This window comes from Micromonospora sp. NPDC000121 (genome assembly GCF_042899165.1).
In the GTDB taxonomy this organism is placed as follows: Bacteria; Actinomycetota; Actinomycetes; order Mycobacteriales; family Micromonosporaceae; genus Micromonospora.
Window position 1 is genome coordinate 402,385 of record NZ_JBIAZP010000001.1, and the last position, 23,046, is coordinate 425,430.

A 23,046-nucleotide genomic window follows, 5' to 3' on the forward strand; every position below is an offset into this window, starting at 1 on the left:
CCCGGCCGGTCACCGGCGCGGCGCCAGAACCACAAAGGGGAGAACCGTGACGCACGTGTCCGAGCGCAGCGGCGCAGGAAGCAGCCCGACCGGCGCCAGCGGCGACCGCCAGCCCTGGACGGCCGGCGCCGGCCGCCAGGCACGCAAACGCTCGGTCTCGTACGCGGACGCCGGGGTCTCGATCGAGGCGGGCGACCGGGCGGTCGAGCTGCTGAAGTCGAAGGTCAAGCAGACCCGGCGGCCGGAGGTGATGGGCGACCTGGGTGGCTTCGCCGGCCTGTTCCGGCTGGACACGAAGAAGTACAAGAACCCGATCCTGGCCTCGTCCACCGACGGCGTCGGCACCAAGCTGGTGATCGCGCAGCAGATGGACATCCACGACACGGTGGGCATCGACCTGGTCGCGATGGTCGTCGACGACCTGGTCGCCTGCGGCGCCGAGCCGCTCTTCCTGCTCGACTACATCGCCACCGGCGAGGTCGTGCCGGACAAGGTCGCCGAGATCGGCGCCGGTATCGCCGACGGCTGCCGGTACGCGGGCTGCGCGCTGCTGGGCGGCGAGACCGCCGAGCACCCCGGCGTGCTCCGCCCGGACGAGTACGACATCTCCGCCACCGGCGTCGGCGTGGTGGAGGAGGCCGACATCCTCAGCCCGGAGCGGGTCGAGGTGGGCGACGTGGTCATCGCCATGCGCTCCTCGGGTCTGCACTCCAACGGCTACTCGCTGGTGCGGCACGTGCTGCTGGGTGCCGGCCGGATGCGGCTGGACGTGGTGATCGACGACTTCGGCCGGCAGCGCACCCTCGGCGAGGAGCTGCTCACCCCGACCAAGATCTACGCGCAGGACTGCCTCAAGCTGATCGCCGAGGCCGAGGTGCGGTCCATCGCCCACGTCACGGGCGGCGGCATCCCCGGCAACCTCGTCCGGGTCCTGCCCGAGCACGTCGACGCGGTGGTCAACCGGTCCACCTGGAAGCCGCAGCCGATCTTCGACCTCATCCAGTCCAAGGGGCGGATCGAGGACCCGGAGATGGAGGCGACGTTCAACATGGGCGTCGGCATGTTCGCGATCGTCTCCGCCGAGGACGCGGACCGCGCGCTGGCCACCCTGACCGGCCGCGGTGTCGACGCGTGGCAGGCCGGCGAGATCATCGAGGGTTCCGGCAACGTGCAGATGATCGGGCAGCACACCCGGGGATGATGATCACGCTTCGGTGACCGTACGGGCACCTGATCAGGGCTTCACCCGAGTGGCCGTCGCCGCCTAGCCTGAGGGGCACCCTCAACGCTGTCGGGGCACCCCCTCACCGGGGTCCCGACAGCCCTTCAGGCGCTGAGGAGGGCAATGGCTGCACGGGGACAGTCGTTCAGCGGGATGCGCGGCTTGGCCGTCGTTCCCTCGTACGTCGTGATGCAGCCGACCACCCTCTGCAACCTGGACTGCGCGTACTGCTATCTGCCGTTCCGGGCCGCCGACCGGCGGATGCCGGTACGGGTGGCCGAGGCGGTGGCCGCGTCGGTCAACCCGTGGGCGGCGGCGGGCCGCTTCTCCGTGGTGTGGCACGGCGGGGAGCCGCTCGCCGCCGGCCGGGAGCACCTGGCCGCGCTGATCGCGCCGTTCGGGCCCGAGGTCGAGCACCACGTGCAGACCAACGCCACGCTGATCGACGACGCGTGGTGCGCGTTCTTCGCCGAGCACCGGGTGCGGGTGAGCGTGAGCGTGGACGGGCCGCGGGAGCGCAACGGCGACCGGGTCACCCGGGCCGGCGGGCCGGCGTACGACCGGATCGTGCGCGGGGTGGCGGCGCTGCGCCGGCACGGGCTGCCGTTCTCGGCGCTGGCGGTGGTGGGCCGCCCGGAGCCGGGCCTCGCCACCGAGCTGTACGACTACTTCCTCGGTCTCGGTTGTGACGTGCTCGGCGTCAACATCGAGGAGACCGAGGGGGTCAACCTGCGCGACAACTCCCACGACGCCCGGGCGGTGACCGCGTTCTGGGCGGAACTGGTGGCGGCCTGGCGCCGGGAGCCCCGGATCCACCTGCGTGAGGTCGAGTGGTCGTTGCGGTATGCCGCCGCCGTGCTGGACGGCACCGTCGACGACCTGCTGCCCCGGCGGCTGGACCCGATCCCGACCGTCGGACACGACGGCTCGGTGACCGTGCTCTCGCCCGAGCTGGCCGGCTTCACCGACGTCCGGTACGGCGACTTCAGCAGCGGCAACGTGCTGACCACACCGCTGGCCGACATCCTCGCCCACGCGGACCGGACGCCCTGGGTCGGTGAGTTCCTCGCCGGTGTCGAGGCGTGCCGTTCGTCCTGCCCCTACTTCGGTTTCTGCGGCGGCGGCCACGCCGCCAACCGCTACTTCGAGCTGGGGCGTTTCGACGGTACGGAGACCGCGCACTGCCGCAACAGCAAGATCCACCTACTGGAGGGAGTGTTGGAGCATGCCCGAGACCACCAGTCACCGGCAGCCTGAGCGCGGGGCGGACACCGCCACGGGCCAGGTCGCCGATCGGGTGCGGGAAGCCGCGCCGGGACTCACCGCTCTGCTCCACGAGGCCGAGGCCGCGCGGCGGCTGCGGGCGGAGGTGGCGGGCGGCGACGGCGCGAGCGCCGTCTGCGCCTGGAACCACTTCGAGAACATCCCGACGTTCTACAACTGGAACAACCGGCCCCGCTGAGGGCGGCGCGGCCACACCGGGATCAGGGACCTGCCGAGCAGCCGGAGTAGCCTCCGGGACGGCATGGTCCCTGATCGTCGGTGTTGGCGCCGCTTCGGATGGGCACATGCGTGAGCACGCGGGGGATTACCGCGTGCTCAGCTGCGACCGGAGGTCAGCGGGTCGGACGTACCCAGGGATCCGGGTCTTCGTCCGCGTGATCCTCATCATCGTCGTCGACATACTCTTTGTAGTCGTCGTCGAAGTTGTGCTCAGACTTACCAGCACCCGCCAACTCGCGCTGCAAGGCGGTGAGGTCGGTGTTCGGGGAGTGGTACTTCAACTCCCGCGCCACCTTCGTCTGCTTGGCCTTAGCACGGCCGCGCCCCATGGCTCGACCCCCTCGCACAGAATGCGGGGCAGCCCGAAGGCGGGCCCCGATGACGTCAGGCATCTCTCGTGGCTCTTACGGTACATGGGGATGCCATCGTTCGGCACCTCGGGTTACCGTCGACCGGTGCCGCGCGTCGCGGTCATCCAGCCGTCACCGATTGTACCGGGTAAGGAGCGGTGCCGGGAGCGCCCGTGACACCGGACAAAGCCCGACGAAACCAGCTTAACGGCGCGCCTCGGCGCGGCGGCGCCGGAGGCGGAACCGGGCCGGCTCCGCCTCCGTGACGCTCATCGCAGGTGGATCGTGCGCAGCCGGCCGACGTCGGCCATCCGCCGCTCCGCCAGCCGGTCCGCCGCCACCGCCGGGGGCACGCCCTCGGCGTCGGCGAGCTGGAGGATCTCGCGGGTGGTGTCGTAGATCCGGGTGGCGCGCAGCTTGGCCCGTTCGAAGTTGAAGCCCTCGATCTCGTCGGCCACCTGGATCACGCCGCCGGCGTTCACCACGTAGTCCGGGGCGTAGAGGATGCCGCGGTCGGCCAGCAGCTTCTCGATGCCCGAGTGGGCGAGCTGGTTGTTCGCCGCGCCGGCGACCACCTTGGCGCGCAGCGCCGGCACCGTGTCGTCGTTGAGCGCGCCGCCGAGCGCGCACGGGGCGTACACGTCGATGTCGGCGGCGGTCAGCACGGCGGCGTCGTCGACGAGGGTGACCTGCGGGTGGGTCGTGCGCGCCCACTCCATGGCCTTCGGGTTGACGTCGGTCGCCACCACCTCGGCACCGTCGTCGAGCAGGTGGCCGACCAGGTACTTGCCGACCTTGCCCAGGCCGGCCACGCCGACCCGCCTGCCGCGCAGCGTCGGGGCGCCCCAGACGTGCTCGGCGGCGGCCCGCATGCCCTGGAACACGCCCCAGGCGGTGAGGATCGAGGAGTCGCCGGCGCCGCCGTGCTCGACGCTGCGGCCGGTGACGTACGACGTCTCCCGGGCGATCACGTCCATGTCGGCCACGTAGGTGCCGACGTCGCAGGCGGTGTAGTAACGCCCGGCGAGGGACTCCACGAAGCGGCCGTACGCGCGCAGCAGCGCCTCGCTCTTGATCCGCTCGGGGTCACCCCAGATGACCGCCTTGCCGCCGCCGAGGTCCAGCCCGGCCAGGGCGTTCTTGTACGCCATGCCCCTGGACAGGTCGAGCACGTCGGCGAGGGCGGACTCCTCGCTCGCGTACGGGTAGAACCGGGTGCCGCCGAGCGCGGGGCCGAGCGCGGTGGAGTAGATCCCGATGATCGCCTTGAGGCCGGACTGCTTGTCCTGGCAGAACACGACCTGTTCGTGGCCGGTGGATCCCGGGTCGTCGGTACTGGCGAATACGCCCATGAGTAGCTCCTGGTGTGGGGGGTGCGTCCTTGTGGGACGCGGACCTGTGGACGCCGGCGGGATGCTGCCGGTGCCGCTGAGCCTAGTATCGGCCGACGCCGTCCGACCGCCCACGGCGTGCGTGATCGCAGCGCCGACGACGGTCGGGTTCCGATTCGTGGGAGGATCGCGCCGTGCCGTCGCTCTTCGCTTCTTACCTGCGCGTGTACGAGCCGCTGACCGCTTTCGACCGGGACCGCCAGACGTACTGGCGCCGTTACGTCGAGCAGGGGCGGGCGGTGGCCCCCGTGGAGGGGCCCGGCCGGCAACGGACGTCGGTGATCGAGGCGCTCGGCGCGGGCTGGACGCGGCTGCCCGACCTGCCGGACGAGGCGTACGTGCTGGAGACCGACGACACGCTGCTGGTCTGCCCGTGGAACCTGCGTATCCGGGTGGCCGAGGCGGCGCTGAGCGCGCGCGACGGCGTGCCGCCGGTGCTGGCCGACGCGTTCGTGCCGCCGGTGCTCGCCGGGCAGGCCAAGGCGGTGGTGGAGGACTGGCGCAGCGGGGCGCGGGTGCTGGAGCACGGCGTCCCCCGGCTGCACGAGCAGATCGCGACGTGGGGCGTGCCGCTGCGCTGGTTCGTGCTCTTCGACCCGGAGGAGCGACACCACGTGACCCGTCCGGGCCGACGGGCGCTGCGCTTCCGGACGGAGATCTCGAAGGCGCGGCGCCGGTCGTCGCGGGCGCTGTCGGTGCTGCGCAAGTCGGTCGGCGAGGCGCCGATCACGGAGGCGGTCGAGGAGGCCGCGCGCTGGCTGGAGGAATTCCACCCCCGCTCGGTGGTGGAGCTGGACTACGGCGGCCTGGTCGACCTGCTCTCCGACGAGACGCTGGCCGCCGACGACTCGCCCGAGCTGGTGGCGAGCGGGCTCGCCGGGCTGTCCCGGGGCGAGGCCGAGGAGGCTTCGGCGGCGTACGACAAGCTGGTCGCCCGGTGGCGCGCGGTGCAACTGCTGGAACGGTGTAACTAATCCCAAATCGCCCCGTAAGTGCCGCCAAGGCGAGGCGGGCTCGTAGTTGATGCATCACGAACCGTGATCATGAGTCCGAATAAGGTACTTTCTGCCGTGTAAATGTCGCATAAATCGGGCATGGTTCATCCGTCCGTCTAGGGACGTTCGGCCGTTCGGCCCATGTCGGACATCGGGGACTAGCCGGACCATGGGAGACGCGTCGGCCGGCGGGACCCCGGCCGATGTCTATACATGTGGAGGAGTGACCGATGGCATCGCGAACGCACGAACCAGAGCCGCTACTCACGCCGGCCGAGGTGGCGTCGATGTTCCGTGTCGACCCGAAGACGGTGACCCGGTGGGCCAAGGCTGGCAAGCTCAGCGCCATCCGCACCCTGGGGGGACACCGCCGGTACCGCGAGTCGGAGGTCAGAGCCCTGCTGCAGGGGCAGATCCCCCAGCAGCGTCAGGGGGACTGACGGCCGGAAGTCAACAGGTGTGCACGAAGGGCGGCGGACACGGTCCGTCGCCCTTCGTCGTGTCCGGGCCCGGCCGGTCGCGCCCCGCGCGGCCGGACCCGGCTGCGCATTCCGAGCCCGGGCAGGCCGACAAAACCCGTCGTCCGGCCGTACGCGCGCCTCGGCCGCCGGCTGCGCGGCGTGGCTGCGCGCGGCGCGGCGGGCGGGTCAGTCGCCGCCCGCCGGCCGGTCGGCGAGCGAGACCCGGATGCCGACAGTGCCGCCCTCGCCCCGGCGCAGCCGGCTGCCGAGCAGGCTGAGCCGCCCGATCATCCGGTACTTCCGCTTGATCAGGTCGCGGACCCGCCGGGTGTCGGCCGGGCCACAGAGCGTCGCGTGGGCGGGCACCGCCGCGCCGTGCGGGCGGCCCCGGACGTCGCACGGCGCGACCGTGACGTCCCCGCTGCGCCGGATCCGCTTCACCTTGCCGGAATCCGCCGCCGACCACACCGCCAGCGCGTCGCCGTCGCGGACCGCCCAGACCGGCGTCGGCACCGCCCGACCGTCCTTGCGGAACGTCGTCAACAGGATGTATTTCTCCGCGGCGAGGCGGTCCAGTGTGGCCACGCCGACAGGATACGGCCGCCGCGGCTGACTGACCGGCCGGATAGCGTGAAGCCGTGACGGTGGAACCACGGATCGGTGACGTGTTCGGCGAGATGCTGCGCGACGCGCTCGCCGTGGCGACCGGGGTCGGCCCCCGACCGCTGGCCGGCGGGCGGCTGCCACGACCCGTCATCGAGATCATCGAGCGGGACGACGGGCTGATCAACGGCGCGCCCGCCGCGCACTACCTGGACGGCCCCGCCGACTGGCAGCCGTACGACCACCGGGCGGTGGACCGGGTCGAGGGCGCCACCCTGGACGTCGGCGTCGGGGCGGGCCGGATCGCCCTGCTGCTCCAGGAGCGGGGCGTGCCGGTCACCGGGCTGGACACCTCGGCCGGCGCGCTGGCCGTCTGCCGCCGCCGGGGCGTACGCGAGCTGGTGCACGGGACGGTCGACTCGCACGTCGCCGCCGGCCGGCGCTACGACACGTTCCTGCTGCTCGGCAACAACGTCGGGCTGCTGGAGGGGCGGGAGCGGGCCCCGGCCCTGCTGGCGGCGCTCGCCGCGCTGGCCCGGCCGGGCGCGCGGGTCATCGCGCAGGGCACCGACCCGTACGGCACCCGGGACCCGCTGCACACGGGCTACCACGAGCGCAACCGGCGCCGGGGCCGGCTCGGCGGGCAGCTCCGGCTCCGCCTGCGCTACCGGGAACTGGGCACCGAGTGGTTCGACTACCTGGTCTGCTCACCCGACGAGCTCGCCGAGCTGGTCCGCGGCACCGCCTGGCGACTGACCGACGTGGACGACCGCGACGCCCCGTACTACCTCGCCACCCTGCGCCTGGCCGGCTGACGCCCGGGGCACGCCGCACGGCGGCACCCCGGACGACCGGCGTACGCCTCAGACCTGGACGGTCGGGGGAAGCTGCTCGGGCGGGAGGCCGCCGTCGCCGTCGACCACCTCGTCCGGGGTGCCGTCCTCGTCGAGGTCGACCATCGTGACGTCCACCTTGCCGTCGTGGTCGGTGTCGAACTGGAACAGGTCGGGCTTGCCGTCCCCGTCGGTGTCGGCCACCCAGACGTCGGTGCGCCCGTCGTTGTTGGTGTCCGCGCGCAGCAGGTCGACCCGCTCGTCCCCGCGGGTCTCCACCGTCTCCGCCGCGCCCGCACTGTCCACGGTCTCCGGTGCCTGGCTCATCTCGCCCGTCCTTCCCTCGGTTGACGGCCGTCGTACCCGATCCGCGCCGCCCCCACGCATGTCCGGGCGGGCGTCGCTGCATAGGGTCGGCCCATGAGCGAGTGGAGCGGGTGGCGGAGCGCGGGTCAACCCCGGGTCGCCGCCGGAGGCAGGGAGGCGTCATGAGCGACCGCTTTGTCGTCGTCGGGGCCGGCACGATGGGGCTCGGCATCGCGTACGTGGCGGCCGGGACCGGACACGCCGTCGAGCTGGTCGAGGTGGACCGGGCCCGGGGCGCCGCGGCCGTGGACCGGCTCGGTGAGCTGTGGGACAGGGCGGTGGGGCGCGGCAAGCTGACCGCCGACCAGGCCGCGACGAACCGGGGGCGGGTGACGCTGCGGGCCGCGCTCGCCGAGGTCGCGCAGGATCCGGCCGTGGTGGTGGAGGCCGTGCCCGAGCGGCCGGACCTCAAGCGGGCGGTGCTGCGCGAGGCCGAGGCGCTGCGCCCGGCGCTGCTGGGCAGCAACACGTCCAGCATCTCCATCGCCGAGCTGGCCGACGGGCTGGCGCGACCCGAGCGCTTCGTCGGGCTGCACTTCTTCAACCCGGTCTGGGCGATGGCGCTGCTGGAGGTCGTGGTCGGCCCGGCCACCGCCGACGAGACCACCGCCGCGGCCGTCGCGCTGGCCGGCCGGCTGGGCAAGGACCCCGTCGTCGTACGGGACATGCCCGGCTTCGCCACCTCCCGGCTCGGGGTCACCCTCGGCCTGGAGGCGATCCGGATGGTCGCCGACGGGGTGGCCAGCCCGGCCGACATCGACAAGGCGATGGTGCTCGGCTACCGGCACCCGATCGGCCCGCTGGAGCTGACCGACCTGGTCGGGCTGGACGTGCGGCTGGACATCGCGCGTACCCTCCAGGCCGCGTACGGGGACCGGTTCGCGCCGCCGCCGCTGCTGGTGGAGATGGTGGCCGCCGGCCGGCTGGGCAAGAAGTCCGGTCAGGGCTTCTACCGCTGGGAAGGCGGGGTGAAGTCGTGAGCGGCTTGCGGGTCGAGGAGCGGCCGGACCGGCTGGTGGTCACGCTCGACCGGCCGGAGAAACGCAACGCCATCGACGCCGACCTGATCGCCGAGCTGCACCAGGTCTGCGCGGAGCTGGAGGCGCGCCCCCGCCTGCTGCTGCTCACCGGCGGCACCGAGGGCATCTTCGCCGGCGGGGCGGACATCGGGCAACTGCGCGAGCGGGGCCGGCTGGACGCGCTGGCGGCGATCAACTCGGCCGCCTTCGCCCGGATCCGGGCGCTGCCGATGCCGACCGTGGCGGCGGTGGACGGGCCGGCGCTGGGCGGCGGCGCCGAGCTGGCGTACGCCTGCGACCTGCGGGTCTGCACCGAGCGGGCGGTGTTCGGGCAGCCGGAGGTGCGGTTGGGCATCCTGGCCGGCGCGGGCGCGACCCACCGGCTGCCGGCGCTGGTCGGCGAGGCCCGGGCCAAGGAACTGCTCTTCACCGGCCGCCGGGTGGACGCCGAGGAGGCGCTGCGGATCGGCCTGGTCAACCGGGTGGTGGCCGAGCCCGCCGAGCTGCTGCCCACCGCGCACGGGCTCCTCGACGAGATGGCGAAGGGGTCCGCGCTGGCGCTGCGGCTGACCAAGCTGGCGGTCGACGCGCCGGCCGCCGCGCACCCGCACCTCGACCTGGTCAGCCAGGCGGTGCTCTTCGAGGACGAGGAGAAGCACCGGCGGATGACCGAGTTCCTGGAACGGCGGCGGCCCCGCTGAGCGGTTGGCCGGGCGGTGCCCGCGTGTCCCCACGTCGGTGCCGCTCGGCGTAGCGACGTCGGCGTCACGACGAGAACGGCCGCACCGGTGACCCGGTGCGGCCGTTCGTGTGAAGGGTCAGCGGCTCACTGCCGGAACTGCACGCCGGCGTCCGCGAGCGCGCGGATCACCTGCGCCGACTCCGCGAAGCCGATGATCAGCACGGCCTCCGCGCCGAAGTCCTTGATCTCCTTCGCCCCGGCCGTGAAGTCCACGGGGTTGGCCTTGGCGTCGGCCGGCGGGTCGTAGGTCAGCAGCTTGATCCGGTCGCCGCCGACGCCGGTGCGCTCCAGCTCGGCCTTGACGGTGGCCTGGAGGCCCTCGCCGTAGGAGTCCTTGCGGGCCACGATCGCGATCTTCTGCGGCCCGTCCCGGAGGATCACGTCGGCCAGCGCCCGCCCCTGGAGGCTGTCCGGCGGGGCGGTGCGGAAGTAGAGGCCGTTGTCCTCCAGCTTGGTCAGCCCGGCGTCGGTGTTCGACGAGGAGAACAGGACCTTTCCGGCCCGCACCACGTCGGGCAGGACCTCGCGGGAGATCCCGGAGGCGCCGGCGCCGATGATGACGTGCACGTTCCGCTCGACGTGCTTCGCCACCGTGGCCTTCGCCACCGCCGGATTGGTGCCGTCGTCGCCGTCGACCCAGACCACCGGCTCGCCGAGCACGCCGCCGGCCCCGTTGATCTCCTTGATGGCCAGGGCGGCCGCGGCGGCCATCGGCGGGTACGCCAGGGACAGGTCACCGGTCATCGGCAGCAGACCGCCCACGACCAGCGGGGACCCGTCACTGCGGTCGGTACGGCCCCCGCGCTGCTTCTTCCCCTTCGGCGGAGCCTCGGTGCTCGCCGCCGACTCGTCGCCGGCGCCGACGAACTCCGTCTTGCCGTCGTTGAGCTGCTGGCCGTCGAAGTGCACGGTCGCGTAGCTGGCGGTGGCCGGCTCGCCGGCCTCGGTGAACCCGGCCCGGGTTATCGAGACGCCTCGGTACTCCACGTCCTTGCCGGCGCGGGCCAGCGCCAGGCAGGACGCCACGTCCTCGCAACGCTGCCCGCCGTTGGTGACCCCGACGATCTGCTTGGCGACGGCGGCCGGGTCCGTGCTGCCGGCGAGCTGGGCGGCGATCGCGCTGATCACCACCGCGTCGTACGTCTCGGCCGTGTAGAGGAAGTCGTTCAGCTGCGGGTCGACGGACCGTAGCCGGTTCTGGAAGCTCTCCGGCAGCGGCGTCATCGGCTTGGTGCCCTTCATGCCGTCGACGAGGCTGGCGCGGTCCTTCAGCTCAGCGGGGTAGGAGTTGAGCATGTTGCCGTCGGAGCCGTAGAGGCGCACCTGGTGGGTGGTCGCCTCGTCGGGCCCCTCCGTCCCGCACGCGCTGTTGGCGAACAGGAACGTCGCGCAGGCGGCCAGGGTGGCCGCCCGCGAGGCGCGTGACTTGAGCATGGTCGTCCTTCCTCGGGCGAAGGTCCGCTGCGCACATTAGCGTGCCGACGCGTGCGGCGTGACCACGGAGCCGGCTCAATCCGCAGGTCGCCCGGCATGCACACGGAGAGTCACGATCGCCGATCGCTTGACCCGCTGCCCTACCGTGCGGTGCGTGACGGAATCACCACAGCAGACGCTCGACGACGCGACCGCCGTGCTCCGCTCGGCGCTGGCCGGGGACGGCGACGCGGTGGTGGGGGCGTTCGACGCGGTCGTCGACCGGTCCGGCCTGGCCGGCGCGTACGGGGTGGCCTGGTGCCTCGCGGCCACCATGGTCGGCGGGCCGGTGCCGCGGGGCGCGTGCGCGCTGGACTTTCCCGGGATCGACGAGGCGGCCTACGACACCCGCTGGGTGGCCCGATTCGTCAGCGCGTACGCCAATGCCGACGCCGACACCGGCGAGGCGCTGTTCGGGGCGGCGGCGGCCGACGGGCTGCTGCCGGACTGCCTGCTCACCCTGGCCGGCTCGACGGTGGCCACCCTGCGCAGCCGGGCCGGCTGATCAGGCGGTCGGCGTCGCCGTCGGCGAGTCGACCGCCCCGCGTGACAGGCTGGGGGCATGTCCGAGGCCATGCTCAGCAAGGTGCGCAAGCTGCTGGCCCAGGCCGAGGACTTGGCCTGCACCCCCGCCGAGTCGGCCGCGTTCACCGCCAAGGCCACCGAGCTGATCGCCCGCTACGGCGTCGACCGGGCGCTGCTGGCCGCCCGGGACCCGGCCACCGACCCGGTGGGCGACCGGGTGGTCGAGGTCGTCGCCCCGTACGCCCGGGACAAGGCCGGCCTGCTCGCCGCGGTCGCCGACCCGTTGCGCTGCCGCTGCGTCCGCCGCCGGCAGGGCAGCGGCTTCGCCATGCACCTGTTCGGCTTCGCCAGCGACCTGGAACGCGTCGACCTGCTCTTCACGTCGCTGCTCGTGCAGGCCGCGCACGGGCTGGGCGCGGCGGAGGTGCCGCCCGGCGAGCATGCGGCCGCCTTCCGGCGCTCCTGGCTGGCCGGCTTCGCCCAGGTGATCGGCGTACGGCTGCGGGCGGCCGAGGCCCAGGCGGCCGCCGACTCGGGCGGGTCGTCGGTCGCGCTGGTGCTGGCCGACCGGTCGGACCGGGTGCGGCACCGTGTCGCCGAGGTGTACCCGCGCCTGCGCACCGCGGCGCCGCGCAGGCTGGCCGGCAGCGGGTTCGGTTCCGGCGCGGAGGCGGGACGCCGCGCCGACCTCGGGGGGCGGGGCCTTGCCACGGCTTCCGGCACCCACCCGGGCATCGGCCACTGACCGGCTCGGACCGCCCGGCGACGGGTGCCCGGTGGGGATGAGGCGGCGGATGGTGGGGGCCGGTCAGCCGGCGCCGTGGGTCACCGTCGTCGCGTAGCGGGAGAGCAGCTCGTGCCAGCCGGCGGTCAGCGCCTGCCGGTAGCCCTCGGCGGCCTCGCCGTGCCGGTCGAAGTGCCGGTGCTCGACCTCCACCCGGGTCCGCTCCGGTCCGTCCGGGTGGAAGAGGACCTCCACCTCGCTCGCCTGCGCCGGATCCGGCACCGGCGCCCGGTCGGCGCCGATCTGCCAGGTGAAGACCAGACGCCGGGGCGGATCCCAGGTCAGCACGCGCCCCCAGTCGCAGCGGAAGCCGTGCGGGCCGATCTCGTAGAGCATCCCGCCGGCGCGCGGCTCCATGCCCAGCTCGGCCAGGTGCTCCGGGCCGGACCACGTGTACTCCACCACCCACCAGGCCGCGAGGGCGTCGGTGAACACCGCGAACGCCTGATCCGCGGGGGCGGGGACCAGGAGAACGCTGCGCAACGAGAACTGGTCGTACTCCTGCCGGAAGCCGGCCGGGTCAGCCATCTCCTGTCCCATAGGCCCGGACCATACCGGCCCATGCCCGGGTGTGCAGCTTCGCGCGCTGCCCGGTTCCGGACACCCATTTCGTACGCCCGGCGGCGGCCGGTGCCGCCTTCCCGGGCGGGACGGGATGGTCGGCCGGATAGCGGGTAAGCGCGCCGGACGGTCCCGGCCGGACCGGGCCGGAGGAGGCGGAGCGGGGAGCATGAGCGAGAACGCGCAGCAGCGGGAGCCGGACCGGATCGCCGGGCGGTCGCCCCGGCAGGAGGGGGCGACGGAGCCGGACGTCCTGCTCGACGTACCGGAGGTGTCGGTCGACTCGATCCGGCTCGCCGTGGACGGGCTGGACGCCGATCTGTCCCTGCGGGCGCGGTTGGCCAACCTCCTCCAGCTCGACGCCGGTGTCCGCGTGCACCTGCAGGGCGTCGAGCTGGACATGACCGGGGTGCACGCCGAGGCGGAGCTCAAGGTGCGCCTGGAGAAGCTGGTCGACATCCTCGACCGGGCGCTGAGCACCATCGACCGCAACCCGCAGATCATCGACGCCCTGTCGCGTACGGCGCTCTCGATCGACGACGTGAACCGGGCGACGCAGCAGGCGGCCGAGACGCAGCAGGGGGCCAACCTGGGCGGGCCGGTCACCGGGTCGCCGGTGCGGCCCGGCGGCGCGACCGACGAGCTCGGCCAGCAGGTCGGTGCGATCGGGGCGGTCGCCGACCGGTCCCTGCGGGAGGCGGCTGCCCCCGGCCTGGGCGGGGAACCGGGCGCGGGCCAGGCGGCGCCGGGCGGCGGCCTCGCCGGCGTATCGGGCGGCGGTGGGGAACAGGGGCAGGTGCGACGCGCCCGGGAGCAGGCGGAGCGCGAGCGGGGCGGCGCCGAGCAGGCCCGCCGGGAGCGGGGCGGTCCCGAGCAACCGGGTCGCGGACAGGGCGCGCCGGAACACGGCGGGCCGGAGCCGGGTGCGCGACGGCCGGGTGGTGAGGAGCCTGGCGGAGCCGGGGGTGCTGGCGCTGGGCGGCGGGAGCCGTCGGGCCACCGGCCCGAGGGCGGAGCGGGCCGGCCGCAGGAAACCCCCGGGGGTGGCACCGGGACGCCGCCGAGCGCGGCCCAGCTCGCCGAGCAGGCGGGGGAGACACTCCGCCAGGCCGGGCGGAGCGTCTGGGAGGCGATCCAGGGCGGGATGGCGCAACACCGCCAACAGAAGCGCTGACACCGCCGGGCAACTCCGGCCGCCGGCCACGGATCTGGTCAGCCGAGGGCTGGTCCAGCAGGCACCGCCTCTCATCTCCATGCCCTACGCGGCGGAAATCGTCCTGCTCGTGATGTCACTGTTTCCTTGCGCACGACGGTGGATGGCCAGCCCGTGACACTGTTGGCGTCCGAGGATGCGCCCCAGCAGGCGGGGTGTCATGGACGAGGCGGAGCGTGACCGAGGTGCCCGCCTTTGCCGGAAGGACTGAGACGGTGGCTGGAGACGACGTCGGGCGGGCGGCTCGTGACGAGGCCGCCCGAGCCGAATACCGACGGCTTCGGGAGCGCGGGGAGTCGTGGCGCCTGGTGCGCACCGCCGACGGGGAACTGACCCTGTACCGGCCGGAGGAGGTCGGCTTCGTCCGGGGCGGACCTGGCGGCTCGGTGCGCACCATGGGCGGGCTGCGGGCCGTCGCCGTCCTGTTCACAGCGTTCGCCGTGGCCCTCGTGCTGGCGCTGCTCATCACGGCGGCGCAAGGCCGGCCCTTCTGGGGAGCCATCCCGCTGGCCCTGCTGGCCGCTGCGGCAACCTGGTACGTCGTGGCCATCATCCGCAAGGAGAAGCGGGCGGTCGAGCTGCGGCGTCGGCGCGGCGTCCCGGACCCGGCCAGCCACCCGTTCTGACCGGCAGCCGCTGCGCGCACGGCGGCCGACAGCGGCTCAGCTCGCCCGGCAGCACGCGGTTCGTCAGCGGATCATCTGCCGCCGCTCGTGCGACAGGTCAGCATGGTGATGGGCGCCGGCGTGGCAGTCGGGATCGGTGTGGACGGTGGCGCTGGTCAGTCGCGGTACGGCGTGGGTGAGTTGGTGTTCGGCGTCGGCAGCGATTCCGTGGGCGGCGATGAGGCTGAGGTTCGCGTCGACAACCAGTTCGGCCTCCGCGTGCAGTCGGTGACCGATCCAGCGGAGTCGTACCGCGGCTACGTCCTGCACGCCGTCGACGGCCCGGAGGGTGCTTTCGGCCTGGTCGACCAGCTCCGGGTCGACGGCGTCCATGAGGCGGCGGTAGACCTCGCGGGCGGCGTCCTTGAGGACGAAGGTGATGGCGACGGCGATGGCGAGACCGACGACCGGGTCGGCCCAGCGCCAGCCGAGGGCGGCGCCGCCGGCGGCGAGGAGTACGGCGAGGGAGGTGTAGCCGTCGGTGCGGGCGTGCAGGCCGTCGGCGACCAGGGCGGCGGAGCCGATGCGGCGGCCGACGCGGATCCGGTAGCGGGCGACCAGCTCGTTGCCGATGAAGCCGACGAAGCCGGCGGCGGCCACCCAGGGCAGGTGGGTCACCTCGGCCGGGTGCAGCAACCGGGCGACAGCGGTCCAGGCGGCGGCGACGGCGGAGGCGGCGATGACCGCGACGATGATGATGCCGGCGATGTCTTCGGCGCGGCCGTAGCCGTAGGTGTAGGCGCGGGTGGCGGCGCGCCGGCCGAGCAGGAAGGCGATCGCGAGGGGCACGGCGGTGAGGGCGTCGGCGACGTTGTGCAGGGTGTCGCCGAGAAGGGCGACCGAGCCGGACAGGACAACGATGACGGCTTGGGCGACGGCGGTGATCCCGAGGCCGACGAGCGAGATCCACAGGGCGCGTAGTCCCTCGTGGGAGGACTCCAACGCCGGGTCGATCTTCGCGCGGGAGTCGTGCGAGTGGGGGACGACCGCGTGGGTCAGCCGGTGCCACCAGGCGGCGAGCCCCCCGTGGTGATGGGTGTGACCGTGCGGGTGGTCGTGACCGTGCTCGTGACCGCCCGGATGGTCGTGGCCCCGGCCGTGAGCGTGCTCGTGGTCGTTCACCGCGTCTCCCAACGTCCTACGGCATGACGGTTGGTATTCCCGACGGCGCCGATAATATGTGCTCATGTACGCACGCGACAATGGTGCAGGTGCCAGTGACCTGCAACAACGCCTACCTGTCGATAGCCACGTTGAGGCGGCAACGGAGATGTTGCGGATGCTCGCGGACGGCACGCGGCTGCGGTTGATGTGGCTGCTCGTGGACGGGGAGCATGACGTGACGGCGCTGGTGGCGGCGCTGGGGGTGGCGCGGCCGGCGGTGTCGCAGCACCTGGGCAAGCTGCGGCTGGCGGGACTGGTCACGGTGCGGCGCGACGGCCGGCGGGCGTTGTACAGCGCCCGGGGAGGTCATGTGCGCCGGCTTGTGACCGAGGTCATGCACGCCGCGTCGCACCGGGTGGCCGGCCTTCCCGAGCACGACTGACGGCCCGGAGGTCAGGGAACGTGAACGAACGGTGGTGACCAAGGGCCGGAAGCGGTCAGCCACCGGGCAGCGCCGACCGATGCGGCAGGAGCCCCCTACGCAGAAGCGCCGACCGGCGTTTCCGCTGGTCGGCGCTTCAGTAGCCCGGCGAAAGGCTATGTGGCCAGGGGCGGGGTCGAACCGCCGACCTTCCGATTTTCAGTCGGACGCTCGTACCAACTGAGCTACCTGGCCGTGTTGCTCGGTTCATGCTACCCGCACGGCGGGTTGTCCGCCGGGAGGGTCGCACGCTCCGATACGCAGAACGCCGCGCGTGGTGGGCGCGGCGTCAGCGCTGGCGGTCCTGACGGGACTTGAACCCGCGACCTCCGCCTTGACAGGGCGGCGAGCACTCCAACTGCTCCACAGGACCTAGCTTTGTTGCCTCCGGCCGAAGCCGGACCGTGCCCCCAACGGGATTCGAACCCGTGCTACCGCCTTGAAAGGGCGGCGTCCTGGGCCGCTAGACGATGAGGGCGGCCCCGCCATCATTGCACACTCGCAACTTCAAGCGGACTTGCTCCCATCCGGCCCCGCCGGAGGCTTGGATAGCTTACGTGATGGTCGGCCCCTCGACCAAACCGGTATGGCCCTGGCCACACTGACCCGCAAAACCGCAGGTCAGGGGCGGTCTAGCGGAGCCGGACGACGCCGAAGCGGCGCTTCAGGTCGGTGATCAGGTGCGGGCAGGCGGCCAGTGTCGCGGCCCGATCGCCGCCCCCGTCGTGCAGCAGCACGACCGATCCGGGGCGGGCCGCGACGCGTACCCGCTTGGTGATCGTCGCGGTGGTGGGCTTGCCCCAGTCCTGCGGGTCGACGTTCCAGTGCAGCGACCGCATGCCCAGCTGCCTGGCGACCGACACCACCTCGGGCGTCCAACGGCCGCCCGGCTGCCGGTAGAACGGCACCTTGGCGCCGGGCACCGCGGCCCGGATCGCCGCGTTGGTGCGGGCCAGGTCCTTCCGGATCTCGGCGACCGGTCGCCGGGCGAGGTCCAGGTCGTGGCGCCAGCTGTGGTTGCAGAGCTGGTGCCCCTCCCGCACGATCCGCCGGACCAGATCGGGGTGCCGGCGGGCCTGGGTGCCCACCACGCAGAACGTGGCGGTGACCCGGGCCGCGCGGAGGCGGTCGAGGATCTTGGGCGTCCAGACCGGGTCGGGCCCGTCGTCGAAGGTCAGCGCCACCGCCCGTACGCCGGTGCTGCGTTGCAGGCCCGCCGGCAGTGTGCCGGGCAGCGGGCGGACGGGACGCCTCGGCGGGGTGCTGCGGGTCGGGCGCGGGCTGGCCGTCGGGGTCGGCTCCGGCGGCAGCGGCGCCGAGGCGACGGGGCTGGGGCCCGCCTCCGGCGGGGACGTGGAGGTGTCACCGCAGCCGCCGAGCAGAAGGGCCAGGGCCAGACCGGACGCCAGTACGGCGCGTGGGCGCATCGTTCGCTCCCGAAGGGGGGTCGGGGTCGGCGGACCCCCCGACGCTAGTGGACGGCTTTCCGTCCCCGGCACCCCGGTCAGTCGGCGGCGGGCCGCTCCAGCGAGTCGCGTACGGCCAGCGCGAGCGAGACCGCCTCGGTGAGGTCGACCGGTCGCACCACCCCGGCGGGCAGCGAGTCCGCCGGCCAGCCGGGCCCGGCGGCGGCCACCAGCAGCGGCCGGCGGGGCGCGGCGAGCAGGGCGGTGAGCTGGGCGGGATCGGCGGTGGCCGGGGCGTGCGACCAGACGACCACGGCGGCCGGCCCGGTCCGGTTGACCGCCTCGACCAGCGCCGTCACCGGGACCCGGGCACCGAGCATCCGGTAGCCCACCCCGGCCTCGGCGAGCGCGGCGGCGAGCGCCTCCAGCGGCAGGCTGTGCTGCTCCTCGTCGGCGCAGGAGAGCAGGATGCGCGGCGGCCCGGTGGGCGCGCCGGCCCGGGCGACCGCCGCGAACGCCTCCGACACGCACCGGGACACCAGGTGCTCGACCTCGATCAGGCCGGCGGTGGCGGAGTGCCGCTCCCCGATGCCGACGAGCACCGGGCGCAGCAGCCTGTCCCAGGTGGCGACCACCCCGTCCGTCTCGACGGCGTGCGCGATCGCCTCGCTGATCGCCACCGAGTCCAGCCGCATGGCGGCGCGGGCCAGCCCACGGGCGCCCGGCCCGGCCCGACCGACCGGGATCGTCGGGCCGCCGCCGTCCCGGGTGCCGGCGGCACGCGCGGGCGGGCCTGCGCCGGCGTCGGCGGCGGGTACGGCCTCCGGCACCCGACGGGCCCAGCGGGCGGCCTCGGCGGGGGTGACCCCCTGGGCGGTGAGGCGCCGCATGATCTCCAGGCGCGCGAGGTCGGCCGGCGTGTAGCGCCGGTGGTGTCCCGGTACGTGCTCGCTCGGGCCGAGCCCGTAGCGCTGGTGCCAGGTGCGCAGGGTGGTGACGGCGACCCCCAGCCGCCGGGCCACCGCCCCCGCGCTCAGCGCCTCATCGGCCACCCGACCGCTCCGACGGGTCGTCCGCCGGCGGCGCGGAGGGGCTCGTGGCCGCTTTGGGTGGGCCGACGGCCGGCCGCAGCAGCCGGTTCACCACCCCGCCCAGCCACGGCGCGTACGCGCGGGGGTCGGCGTCGAGGTCGGCGGCCAGCTCGACGGGGTCGACCCAGCGCAGCTCGGCCACCTCGTCGGGGTCGGGCAGCAGCGGCGTGCCCGGCCGGAACTCGCCCCGCAGGACGTGGTCGTACTCGAACTCGACCCGGCCGGTGGCCGGGTCCTCGGCGTAGTAGACGTACACCCCGACCTCGGTCAGCTCGACCGGGTCGGCGCCGAGCTCCTCACCCAGCCGGCGGTTGGCGGCCTCGACCAGCGACTCGCCGGGCGCGGGATGGCCGCAGCACGAGTTGGCCCAGCGCAGCGGGAAGCGGGTCTTCACCCCGGCCCGGCGCTGGAGAAGCACCCGACCGTCGGGGTCGACGAGCAACACCGAGAAGGCGCGGTGCAGCTGGCCCGGGGGCTGGTGGGCGGCGGACACGGTGGTCTCGCCCCGCGCCCGTCCGGCGTCGTCGACGAGTTCGACGAGGTGCTTCTCGCGGGTGGTCACGGCGCGTGCCTTTCGGGTGTGCGGGCGAGGAGCATCAGGATCTCCCGGTGATGCGGCCGGCGGCGAGCTTGCCGGAGATGAGCACCATCGGCACGCCGACACCGGGCTGGGTGCCGGAGCCGACGAAGACCACGTTCGGCAGCGTCCGGTGCAGGTTCGACGGGCGGAACGGGCCGGTCTGGAAGAAGCTGTGCGCGGCGGCGAACGGGGTGCCGGCGGCCATCCCCTGCTCCGCCCACTCGGCCGGGGTGACCGCCCGCAGCACCTCGACGCCGGCGCCGAAGCCGACGTAGCCGCGCTCCTCCAGGGTCCCGACGAGCTGGTCGGCGTAGCGGTCGGTGAGGTCGCCCCGCCAGTCGAACGGCGCCCGGTGGAGGTTGGGCACCGGCGCGAGCACGTAGTAGGTGTGCCGGCCGGCGGGCGCCACGGACGGGTCCGTCCGGCTCGGGTTGGTCACCAGCAGGGACGGGTCGCTCATCAGCTCGCCACGCCGGATGACCTCATCGAAGGTGCCCTTCCAGGACCGTCCAAAGTGGATGTTGTGGTGGGCGATCCTCCCATATCCCTGCCGGGATCCCACGTGCAGCACCACGCAGGACGGCGAGTAGGTGAGCCTGCGGGGGCGGGCCGGTGGCAGCAGGTCGCGGTAGGCGACCGGCAGGTCGGGGTTGAGCACCACCACGTCGGCCGGGATCCGCTCGCCGTCGGCGGTCAGCACGCCGGTGGCCCGGCCGTTCGCCGTCTCCACCCGGGTGACCGTGGTGCCGTACCGGATCTGCACGCCGTGCTTCTCGGCGGCGCCGGCCATGCCCCGGGAGACCGCGTGGATGCCGCCGCGCGGGAAGTAGACCCCGGCCACCGAGTCGAGGTACGCGATGACCGCGTAGATGGCCAGCGCGTCGTGCGGGGCGAGGCCCGCGTACATCGCCTGGAACGAGAAGATCCGTTGGGTGCGCGGGTCGCGGAAGAACTGGTTGATCTTCGTTTGGAGCCGGCGGAAGGCGCCGCCCGCCAGCAGCCGCACGAGGTTGCCGGTGAGCAGGTCGGTGGGCGCGTCCAGGTTGCGCTCGATGAAGTCGGCGCGCTCCCACTGCCAGAGCTTCCGGGCGTAGTCGACGAAGCGCAGGTAGCCGTCGGCCTCGCGGGGGCCGCAGACCCGGGCGATCTCGGCGGCCATCCGGGTGGTGTCGGTGATGACGTCCAGCGTCGACCCGTCGGGGTAGTAGGCCCGGTAGGCCGGGTCGAGCGGGGTCAGGTCGAGCCAGTCGTCCAGCTCCTCGCCCACCGCGCCGAGCGCCTCGGCGATCAGGTCGGGCATGGTGAGCACGGTGGGGCCGGTGTCGAACTCGTAGCCGTCGACGCCGAGCCGGCCGGCCCGGCCGCCCGGCACCGGCTCGCGTTCCAGCACGGTCACCTGTCGACCGCTGCCCGCCAGGTGCAGCGCGCAGGCCAGCCCACCCAGGCCGGCGCCGACGACCAGCACCCGGTCCGTACGCCCGCCGACGGTGCGCACGCGACCACCTCCTCGTGCGAAGTTGCCCATCACGCCCGCCGGTCGGTGGCGGCGGTGGCGAGGCCGGTCAGCGCGGTGCGCGCCGTCTCGTCAATCGACGCGGTGTCGAGCGCGGCCAGCGCCTCGGCGACCCGGTCGGAGATCATGCGCTCGACCCGGTCGACCGCGCCGGTGTCGGCGACCACGTCGGCGAGCCGGGCGACATCCCCGTCCGTCACCCCGGCGCCGACCCGGTCCAGCGCGCGCCGCTGGGCGGGCGTGGCGAGCTGCCGGGCGAGCATGAGCAGCGCGGTCGGCTTGCCGGTGCGCAGGTCGTCGCCGGCCGGCTTGCCGGTGGCCGACGGGTCGCCGTAGACGCCGAGCAGGTCGTCGCAGAGCTGGAACGCCTCGCCGACCGCGAGCCCGTAGCGGGTGTACGCGGCGACCAGCGGGGCATCGGTGTCGACGCCGGCCAGGCAGGCGCCGAAGAGCAGCGGCTGCTGCACCGTGTAGCTCGCGGTCTTGTAACGGGCGACGCGCAGCGCGCGGTCGACCGACCAGTTCGCCGCGTCGCTCTCGCCGAGCACGTCGAGGTACTGCCCGGCGATCGTCTCCACCCGCATCTGGTCGTAGCAGCGGCGGACGTGGAGCAGCCGGGCCGGTGGCAGGGCGGCGCGCGAGGAGGCGGTCGGCCCACACCACGCAGAGGTCGCCGACCAGCACCGCGACCGCCTCGCCGAACCGACCCGGGTCGCCCCGGTGCCCGGCGGCGGCGTGCCGGGCGGCCTGCGCCACGTGCACGGTCGGCCGACCGCGCCGGGTGGTGGAGGCGTCCATCACGTCGTCGTGCACGAGGGCGAAGGTGTGCAGCAACTCCAGGGCGGCGAACGCCGGCAGCACGGCCGGCAGCGGCTCGGCGCCGCCCGAGCCCCGCCAGCCCCAGTAGGCGAACGTCGGGCGGACCCGCTTGCCGCCGGCCAGCACGCTGTCGCGCGCCGTCGCGGCGAACCGGCCCATCGCCGCGTCGACCTCGGTCAGCGCGGCGACCTCGGCGGCCAGGAAGGCGGCGAGGATCCGGTCCACCGCCGTGACCAGATCCCTCGTGTACGCGGCCAGCACCGCGCCGACGAGGTCGTCCCCGTCCGCCGGGCCTGCCGGCGTGACGCGGAGGGTGTTGCCGGCAACTGCGTCGTTGGCCATGCCGGCGAGCGTACCCTAGGGTTACGTCTTGCGTCGATTGGTGCGTCGATATTTGAGGAGGGCGGGTGGACACCGATCTCACCGCTGCCTATGACCGATGCCGTGAGCTGCACAGACGTCACGGCCGCACCTACTATCTCGCCACCCGGCTGCTGCCCGCCTGGAAACGGCGGCACGTGCACGCCCTCTACGGGTTCACCCGCTACGCCGACGAGATCGTCGACCGGACCGAGGAGTTGTCGCCGGCCGAGCGCGCGGCGCGGCTCGACGACTGGGCCGGCCGCTTCGACGCCGGGCTGCACGGCCAGCCCGTCGACGACCCGCTGCTCCCGGCCGTGCTGCACACCATCGCCGTCTTCGATCTCGACCGGGACGACTTCGCGTCGTTCCTCAAGAGCATGGCGATGGACCTGACGGTCACCTCGTACCGCAGCTACGACCACCTGCTCGACTACATGGAGGGCTCGGCGGCCGTCATCGGCACGATGATGCTGCCGATCCTGGGCAGCTCCGACCCGGCCGCGGCCCGCGAGCCGGCGCGCCAGCTCGGCTTCGCGTTCCAGCTCACCAACTTCATCCGCGACGTCGCCGAGGATCTCGACCGCGGGCGGACGTACCTGCCCGACGACGACCTGGCCCTGTTCGGCGTCACCCGCGAGGAGCTTGCCGGGGCCCGCGCACGAGGGCGCGCCACGCCCCGGATCCGGGAGTTGATCGCGTACGAGGTGGGCCGCGCCCGGGCGCACTACGCCGCCGCGGCCCCCGGGATCACGCTGCTCGCGCCCGCCTCGCAGGCGTGCATGCGCACCGCGTACGCGCTCTACGGCGGCATCCTCGACGAGGTGGCCGCGCAGGACTTCGACGTCTTCGCCGGCCGGGCGCTGGTGCCCCGGCGCCGCCGGCTGGCGGTGGCCGCCCGCGCGCTGCTCACCCCGACCGGCACGCCGGTGGTGATCCCCGGGCCCGCCCTGGCGCCCGCCCCGGTGCCCGTGCCCAGCCCGTGA

At 73.8% G+C, this 23,046-nt stretch carries 25 protein-coding genes, 3 tRNA genes and 1 pseudogene; 14 read left to right on the top strand and 15 right to left on the bottom strand.

The window, feature by feature from the left end; translation table 11 throughout:
• Positions 1–46: 46 nt before the first annotated feature.
• The 3 genes from purM (at position 47) to amcA (ending at position 2,684) form a co-directional block, all read left to right on the top strand.
• Positions 47–1,201, top strand: coding sequence for a phosphoribosylformylglycinamidine cyclo-ligase (purM, locus tag ACFY23_RS01925; RefSeq protein ID WP_350684552.1), 1,155 nt, complete (start codon positions 47–49; stop codon positions 1,199–1,201).
• A 174-nt stretch (positions 1,202–1,375) separates the two neighbouring features.
• Positions 1,376–2,479 carry a cyclophane-forming radical SAM peptide maturase AmcB gene (gene amcB, locus ACFY23_RS01930; RefSeq protein WP_350684556.1) on the top strand — a complete coding sequence of 368 codons (1,104 nt, stop codon included), beginning with the start codon at positions 1,376–1,378 and terminating at the stop codon, positions 2,477–2,479.
• Complete coding sequence (amcA, locus tag ACFY23_RS01935) at positions 2,448–2,684, top strand: multiple cyclophane-containing RiPP AmcA (protein ID WP_350684553.1); 237 nt, start codon at positions 2,448–2,450, stop codon at positions 2,682–2,684. Before amcB ends, amcA begins: the two co-directional genes overlap by 32 nt.
• 154 nt (positions 2,685–2,838) lie before the next feature.
• Here amcA and ACFY23_RS01940 read toward each other — a convergent pair whose 3' ends face one another.
• Together ACFY23_RS01940 and ACFY23_RS01945 are read right to left on the bottom strand one after the other, a co-directional pair.
• Positions 2,839–3,054, bottom strand: a complete 216-nt coding sequence (locus ACFY23_RS01940; RefSeq protein WP_091099829.1) for a DUF3073 domain-containing protein — start codon at positions 3,052–3,054, stop codon at positions 2,839–2,841.
• Between the two features lie 290 nt (positions 3,055–3,344).
• On the bottom strand, positions 3,345–4,427 hold the full coding sequence (locus ACFY23_RS01945) for a Glu/Leu/Phe/Val dehydrogenase dimerization domain-containing protein (protein ID WP_350684554.1): 1,083 nt from the start codon (positions 4,425–4,427) through the stop codon (positions 3,345–3,347).
• Positions 4,428–4,600: 173 nt separating this feature from the next.
• On the opposite strand from ACFY23_RS01945, the gene ACFY23_RS01950 reads away from it, so the two are divergent.
• The gene (locus ACFY23_RS01950) at positions 4,601–5,440 is read left to right on the top strand and encodes a hypothetical protein (RefSeq protein ID WP_350684555.1); all 840 of its coding nucleotides are present in this window, start codon (positions 4,601–4,603) and stop codon (positions 5,438–5,440) included.
• Positions 5,441–5,691: 251 nt separating this feature from the next.
• A complete protein-coding gene (locus ACFY23_RS01955; RefSeq protein WP_007073996.1) occupies positions 5,692–5,901 on the top strand; it encodes a BldC family transcriptional regulator in 210 nt (69 codons plus the stop codon).
• A gap of 207 nt (positions 5,902–6,108) precedes the next feature.
• On the opposite strand, the gene ACFY23_RS01960 is transcribed toward ACFY23_RS01955, so the two are convergent.
• Positions 6,109–6,507: a PPOX class F420-dependent oxidoreductase gene (locus ACFY23_RS01960; RefSeq protein WP_350818923.1), complete on the bottom strand. Its 399-nt coding sequence runs from the start codon at positions 6,505–6,507 to the stop codon at positions 6,109–6,111.
• 53 nt (positions 6,508–6,560) lie between these two features.
• Here ACFY23_RS01960 and ACFY23_RS01965 point away from each other — a divergent pair, with 53 nt between their 5' ends.
• On the top strand, positions 6,561–7,340 hold the full coding sequence (locus ACFY23_RS01965; protein ID WP_350684575.1) for a methyltransferase domain-containing protein: 780 nt from the start codon (positions 6,561–6,563) through the stop codon (positions 7,338–7,340).
• Between the two features lie 48 nt (positions 7,341–7,388).
• On the opposite strand, the gene ACFY23_RS01970 is transcribed toward ACFY23_RS01965, so the two are convergent.
• Positions 7,389–7,685, bottom strand: coding sequence for a hypothetical protein (locus tag ACFY23_RS01970; RefSeq protein WP_350684574.1), 297 nt, complete (start codon positions 7,683–7,685; stop codon positions 7,389–7,391).
• A gap of 161 nt (positions 7,686–7,846) precedes the next feature.
• Here ACFY23_RS01970 and ACFY23_RS01975 point away from each other — a divergent pair, with 161 nt between their 5' ends.
• Together ACFY23_RS01975 and ACFY23_RS01980 are read left to right on the top strand one after the other, a co-directional pair.
• Positions 7,847–8,704 carry a 3-hydroxyacyl-CoA dehydrogenase family protein gene (locus ACFY23_RS01975; protein WP_350684573.1) on the top strand — a complete coding sequence of 286 codons (858 nt, stop codon included), beginning with the start codon at positions 7,847–7,849 and terminating at the stop codon, positions 8,702–8,704.
• Positions 8,701–9,444: an enoyl-CoA hydratase/isomerase family protein gene (locus ACFY23_RS01980; protein WP_350684572.1), complete on the top strand. Its 744-nt coding sequence runs from the start codon at positions 8,701–8,703 to the stop codon at positions 9,442–9,444. The genes ACFY23_RS01975 and ACFY23_RS01980 overlap by 4 nt, the downstream gene beginning before the upstream one ends.
• Positions 9,445–9,569: 125 nt before the next feature.
• On the opposite strand, the gene ACFY23_RS01985 is transcribed toward ACFY23_RS01980, so the two are convergent.
• The gene (locus tag ACFY23_RS01985; RefSeq protein ID WP_350684571.1) at positions 9,570–10,919 is read right to left on the bottom strand and encodes an ABC transporter substrate-binding protein; all 1,350 of its coding nucleotides are present in this window, start codon (positions 10,917–10,919) and stop codon (positions 9,570–9,572) included.
• A 154-nt stretch (positions 10,920–11,073) separates the two neighbouring features.
• On the opposite strand from ACFY23_RS01985, the gene ACFY23_RS01990 reads away from it, so the two are divergent.
• On the top strand, positions 11,074–11,463 hold the full coding sequence (locus tag ACFY23_RS01990; RefSeq protein ID WP_350684570.1) for a hypothetical protein: 390 nt from the start codon (positions 11,074–11,076) through the stop codon (positions 11,461–11,463).
• Between the two features lie 57 nt (positions 11,464–11,520).
• On the top strand, positions 11,521–12,228 hold the full coding sequence (locus tag ACFY23_RS01995; protein ID WP_350684569.1) for a DUF2786 domain-containing protein: 708 nt from the start codon (positions 11,521–11,523) through the stop codon (positions 12,226–12,228).
• Between the two features lie 63 nt (positions 12,229–12,291).
• Here ACFY23_RS01995 and ACFY23_RS02000 read toward each other — a convergent pair whose 3' ends face one another.
• Complete coding sequence (locus ACFY23_RS02000) at positions 12,292–12,807, bottom strand: SRPBCC family protein (RefSeq protein WP_350684568.1); 516 nt, start codon at positions 12,805–12,807, stop codon at positions 12,292–12,294.
• Between the two features lie 190 nt (positions 12,808–12,997).
• Here ACFY23_RS02000 and ACFY23_RS02005 point away from each other — a divergent pair, with 190 nt between their 5' ends.
• Both ACFY23_RS02005 and ACFY23_RS02010 read left to right on the top strand, forming a co-directional pair.
• Entirely contained in the window at positions 12,998–14,002 is a 1,005-nt protein-coding gene (locus ACFY23_RS02005) for a hypothetical protein (RefSeq protein WP_350684567.1), read from the top strand.
• Between the two features lie 254 nt (positions 14,003–14,256).
• Entirely contained in the window at positions 14,257–14,667 is a 411-nt protein-coding gene (locus ACFY23_RS02010) for a hypothetical protein (protein ID WP_350684566.1), read from the top strand.
• A 63-nt stretch (positions 14,668–14,730) separates the two neighbouring features.
• Here the strand turns inward: ACFY23_RS02010 and ACFY23_RS02015 are convergent, their stop codons facing one another.
• Entirely contained in the window at positions 14,731–15,828 is a 1,098-nt protein-coding gene (locus ACFY23_RS02015; RefSeq protein ID WP_350684565.1) for a cation diffusion facilitator family transporter, read from the bottom strand.
• Between the two features lie 64 nt (positions 15,829–15,892).
• On the opposite strand from ACFY23_RS02015, the gene ACFY23_RS02020 reads away from it, so the two are divergent.
• On the top strand, positions 15,893–16,252 hold the full coding sequence (locus ACFY23_RS02020; protein WP_350684564.1) for a metalloregulator ArsR/SmtB family transcription factor: 360 nt from the start codon (positions 15,893–15,895) through the stop codon (positions 16,250–16,252).
• Positions 16,253–16,412: 160 nt separating this feature from the next.
• On the opposite strand, the gene ACFY23_RS02025 is transcribed toward ACFY23_RS02020, so the two are convergent.
• The 8 genes and pseudogenes from ACFY23_RS02025 to ACFY23_RS02060 all read right to left on the bottom strand — a co-directional run bounded on the left by ACFY23_RS02025 (position 16,413) and on the right by ACFY23_RS02060 (position 22,042).
• Positions 16,413–16,486, bottom strand: a tRNA-Phe gene (locus ACFY23_RS02025).
• A 101-nt stretch (positions 16,487–16,587) separates the two neighbouring features.
• A tRNA-Asp gene (locus tag ACFY23_RS02030) sits at positions 16,588–16,664 on the bottom strand.
• A 32-nt stretch (positions 16,665–16,696) separates the two neighbouring features.
• Positions 16,697–16,769 (bottom strand) — tRNA-Glu (locus ACFY23_RS02035).
• 154 nt (positions 16,770–16,923) lie between these two features.
• Positions 16,924–17,718: a polysaccharide deacetylase family protein gene (locus ACFY23_RS02040; RefSeq protein ID WP_350684563.1), complete on the bottom strand. Its 795-nt coding sequence runs from the start codon at positions 17,716–17,718 to the stop codon at positions 16,924–16,926.
• Between the two features lie 77 nt (positions 17,719–17,795).
• Positions 17,796–18,749, bottom strand: coding sequence for a MerR family transcriptional regulator (locus ACFY23_RS02045; protein ID WP_350684562.1), 954 nt, complete (start codon positions 18,747–18,749; stop codon positions 17,796–17,798).
• On the bottom strand, positions 18,739–19,350 hold the full coding sequence (gene idi, locus ACFY23_RS02050) for an isopentenyl-diphosphate Delta-isomerase (protein WP_350684561.1): 612 nt from the start codon (positions 19,348–19,350) through the stop codon (positions 18,739–18,741). Before idi ends, ACFY23_RS02045 begins: the two co-directional genes overlap by 11 nt.
• Positions 19,351–19,384: 34 nt before the next feature.
• Entirely contained in the window at positions 19,385–20,893 is a 1,509-nt protein-coding gene (gene crtI, locus ACFY23_RS02055) for a phytoene desaturase family protein (protein WP_350684560.1), read from the bottom strand.
• Positions 20,893–22,042: pseudogene (locus ACFY23_RS02060) on the bottom strand (polyprenyl synthetase family protein). Before ACFY23_RS02060 ends, crtI begins: the two are co-directional and overlap by 1 nt.
• Before the next feature lie 65 nt (positions 22,043–22,107).
• Between ACFY23_RS02060 and ACFY23_RS02065 the strand changes: the two are divergent.
• Positions 22,108–23,046 carry a phytoene/squalene synthase family protein gene (locus tag ACFY23_RS02065; RefSeq protein ID WP_350684559.1) on the top strand — a complete coding sequence of 313 codons (939 nt, stop codon included), beginning with the start codon at positions 22,108–22,110 and terminating at the stop codon, positions 23,044–23,046.